At 41.5% G+C, this 3,682-nt stretch carries 3 protein-coding genes; all 3 read right to left on the reverse strand.

Features of this window, described 5'->3' with window-relative positions; genetic code table 11:
- Positions 1-186 precede the first annotated feature (186 nt).
- Complete coding sequence (locus tag ACFQ2O_RS20545) at positions 187-1,443, reverse strand: SdiA-regulated domain-containing protein (protein ID WP_377532525.1); 1,257 nt, start codon at positions 1,441-1,443, stop codon at positions 187-189.
- A gap of 87 nt (positions 1,444-1,530) precedes the next feature.
- The gene (locus ACFQ2O_RS20550; RefSeq protein WP_377532528.1) at positions 1,531-2,796 is read right to left on the reverse strand and encodes a PorY family sensor histidine kinase; all 1,266 of its coding nucleotides are present in this window, start codon (positions 2,794-2,796) and stop codon (positions 1,531-1,533) included.
- A complete protein-coding gene (locus ACFQ2O_RS20555) occupies positions 2,793-3,470 on the reverse strand; it encodes a response regulator transcription factor (protein WP_377532531.1) in 678 nt (225 codons plus the stop codon). Before ACFQ2O_RS20555 ends, ACFQ2O_RS20550 begins: the two co-directional genes overlap by 4 nt.
- Positions 3,471-3,682 lie beyond the last annotated feature (212 nt).

Consider the following 3,682-nt stretch of genomic DNA (forward strand, 5'->3'; position numbering starts at 1 on the left):
ATAAAGAGATAGCGATAAACTTTGAAAATCAAATATTCCTCTAAGCTCGTTAAGGCCTTAGATTTACTAGTTTTAAGTAAGCAAGACATTCACGAAGTGTCGCTTTAAACCAACTAATTTTCACTAAAAACAGAGAAGCCGATTCTTGTAAGATCGGCTTCTCTGTTTATTTATAATTGATCGATTTTACAATCCCTGGCTATACTTTAAAATAACGCCATTACCTTTTTTACTTCCTTCACTGGCAATGTATACTTCGCCATTCTCACCAAAGGCTAGTCCTTCTGGTTGGCGCATCAGTTCTTTATCTAAGATCACAGAGCGTTTTATGTTACCATCATCACCTAATACCATCATACGCTGGTTGGCGGCATCTAATAAGTATAACTCTCCTGTTTGAGGATGAACCTCTAAAGAAGAGGGTTGTAATACGTCATACATGTCTTTTTTCTTACCGGTCGTATGCTGTAGTTCTTTTTGCGCCAGAGGGATCTTAATTAGTGGCTCAAGCTGCATTTGCTTACTAGTCAGATCAAGCACATACACACCTTTATTAGCTCCTAACTTATCATCATGGCCTTTGCAGGCTATCAGCAGACGCTTGTTCTTTTCATCATACGCTAGTCCTTCTGTGTCTTGTGTGGCAGCTAAAACAGACTTGTGCTCTGTCACGGTTGGTTTTTTGCTGTTGAAATCCGACACTTCAAATACAGCCCCATCGCTGCGCAGCACGTAGGCTGTAGTACCAGCTACTGCTATTTCCTCATAATCTCCAGGACCGGCAAACTTGATTCTGTCTTCAATATTTTTGCTGCCTAAGTTATAAATAAAGATTACTCCTTCTTCATCCTGTATACAGGCCATCTTATTATCAGGTAGCAAAGCTATACCTGATATCTCCCTTAGTTCTACCGGGAGCTGCCAGGTTGCCAGGGGTTTAGCAAAAGCAGGCTCACCTTTAGGTATAAATCCGACAAGAGATGCTTCCTGTACCTGAACAGCCGCTGCATCACCTTCTAAAAGCTTACCGTCTTCTGCAAATGAAAGAGACACATCGTCTCCCTTACTCTCCAGTTCCACCACATATTTTATTTGATTGACCTCATTTACACGATGTACCTCATCTAACGTATAATTCCCGTATTTCTGCTGCACGTATGCCATTGCCTTGGCAGGTAAACCTTGTGTTCCTATCTCTTCCGTTACGCGCAGCAGTTTGCCTTTCGTGTCGAACAACACCGACCTTTCCCTCCCACTGAGTTCAAATTCTGCTTCATAGCCCTCATCTTCTTCGTCCCAATCCATTGTAGTGATATTAGGATATAGTTCACTGAAGCGGATTTTCACAGCTTCAGGAACGTTCTCTTTCTCCCACAAACTATCGCAGCTAATGGTACCTGCTATAAGAGCTAAGGCTAAAACATTTATAGTTATCTTTTTCATTCTATCAACTCCTTCAATTTATATAAGCTTGTAAGCAAGTATACTTTCTGAATCTGAAGGAATTTTGAAGTATAGGCAGGTTAAAGGCTAATTCGAAAAATAAATGCACAAGCTGTGTACTCCGCTGGCATAGCTATACTTGGGAGTAAGCTTATATAAGTCACATATTTTTTTCACCAGTGCCAGACCTATTCCTAATGACTCAACCGTGTCGTGGCCCGTCAGGAATCTGCTAAACAGCTCTTCCGGCCTCTCCTGTGGCGCCTCCCCAGTGTTCTTAACGCATAGCTTTTCGTTAGTAAGGCTTATGGAAATGCTGCCGCCACGATAGTTGTGCTTGATGGCATTATGCAGCAGGTTCTGAAGCAGCACATCTGCCAATCCGCTATTCATTTTTACATATACCACGGCCTGTTCTTCAACTTTAATCTCTAAACCCCGCATGGCGATTACTTCCTGTAACTGGGCAAGTAATTCTGTTACCGACTGATGAAGCGGCACCTGCTCATCTGCAGCAAATTCACGGTTTTCTATTCTGGTGAGCAGGATGAGCGATTTATTCAGGCGGGCCAGCCTGTTTACTGCCCCGTACATATCAGAAAGCATCCTTGCCTGGTTTTCCGACAATTGCTCAGCCTGCATAAAAAGTTCTAGTTTGCTACTAACTATAGCAAGTGGCGTTTGTATCTCATGCGATACATTCTCTGTAAACTCTTTCAGGTTGAGGTAATCAGAATGGATTTTTCCTGTCATGCTCTGCAGCACCTCGTTCAGCTCCTGAAACTCCTTTGTTGTAGTTGGCTGTAACTCCAGTGGCTGATGCTGGACTAACGTATAGCGCTTAATTTTAATAAGCGTATCGTAAAAGTGGCGCCAGGTATACTTGCTGATATAGTAGTTAACAAACACCAGCCCAACCAAAAGTAATAGAAAAGTCCAGAACATGGCCAGCACAGTGCTTTCTACCAAGTCCTGAAAATCCATTAATGACTTTAAAATGGTATACTGGTAAATTTTGCCTTCCTGCTGTATTGAAAAAGTAAGTTGACGGAAAGGAATCAACTCTTCATCATAGGTGCTGTAAATAAGTGTATCTGATAGTTGCTCTATCACTAAAGCTTTTGGGTCAGCCTCTTTAACAAGTATAGCCTCAGAAATACCAGAGGTTACATTTGGCAGCCTATGATACTGTTGTACATAACTGATAATGTTTTCTTTATCTGTAAACAGTTGATCATCTACTTCATCATAAATCTCCTCTCTTAGAGAAAGATAAAACAGTGTGCCGCCCACCGCAAATACCAGCAACGAGACAAGCACATAGTATAAACTGGTTTTCGTCAGGATTCTCATGGGCACATAAACTTGTATCCTAAACCATACACTGTTTGGATGTAATCTTCCCCTCCTGCTTCTATAATTTTACGCCGTAAGTTTTTAATGTGCGTGTACACGAAATCTAGAGAGTCAAGCATTTCAATATGGTCGCCCCAAAGGTATTCAGCAATTGATTCTTTTGTAAGCACTCGGTTTCGGTTAGATACAAAGTATAGCAGCAAGTCAAACTCTTTCCGGGTAAGGGTAAGCGGTTTCCCTGCTACGCTAGCCTCAGCAGAATCAGGTATTACTTCTACCTCTCCGATACGCACTACTTTCTGCCCATTAAAATTACGCCTTCTTAAAACAGATTTAAGCCGGGCGTTTAGCTCAGATAAGTGGAAAGGCTTGGTCAGGTAATCATCTGCTCCTACCTCTAGCCCAGTAATTTTATCATCTAAAGCATTTTTTGCAGAGATAATGATGATGCCGGTATCGGAGTCGTTTTCTTTTAAAGAACGGACAATGTTTAAGCCGCTGCCGCCGGGTAAGGTAATGTCCACCACTACGCAGGCATACTGGTAAGAGGAAATCTTTAACTTGGCGCTACGGAAATCATCAGCAGCATCACAAGTAAAGCCTTCTTGCTGCAAATAAGCCACAATTGATTCTTTCAGCGCCTGCTCATCTTCAATTATAAGGACTTTCATAGATCTGTTTTATTCAGGGAAGGTAATTTACGCAACAAGTCTGTAGGAAATCTGACTTGCTCTAAATTTGCGCTGAAAGATTCTGTGCCAGGGCTATCATACAAGATTAACCTATACTTTATTAGCAGTATAGCAGGATGGGTTATTGAAACGATACAAGCAGTAAATTTTAGCTGTATTTTACAGAAAATATTGACTTCAGAGATTATACC

Source organism: Pontibacter rugosus (assembly GCF_042678745.1).
Classification (GTDB): Bacteria; Bacteroidota; Bacteroidia; order Cytophagales; family Hymenobacteraceae; genus Pontibacter; species Pontibacter rugosus.

Bases quoted from the DNA above. Each gene is read 5' to 3' on its own strand.
- ACFQ2O_RS20545 (WP_377532525.1), bottom strand. From the start codon at position 1,443: ATGAAAAAGATAACTATAAATGTTTTAGCCTTAGCTCTTATAGCAGGT.
- ACFQ2O_RS20550 (WP_377532528.1), bottom strand. From the start codon at position 2,796: ATGAGAATCCTGACGAAAACCAGTTTATACTATGTGCTTGTCTCGTTG.
- ACFQ2O_RS20555 (WP_377532531.1), bottom strand. From the start codon at position 3,470: ATGAAAGTCCTTATAATTGAAGATGAGCAGGCGCTGAAAGAATCAATT.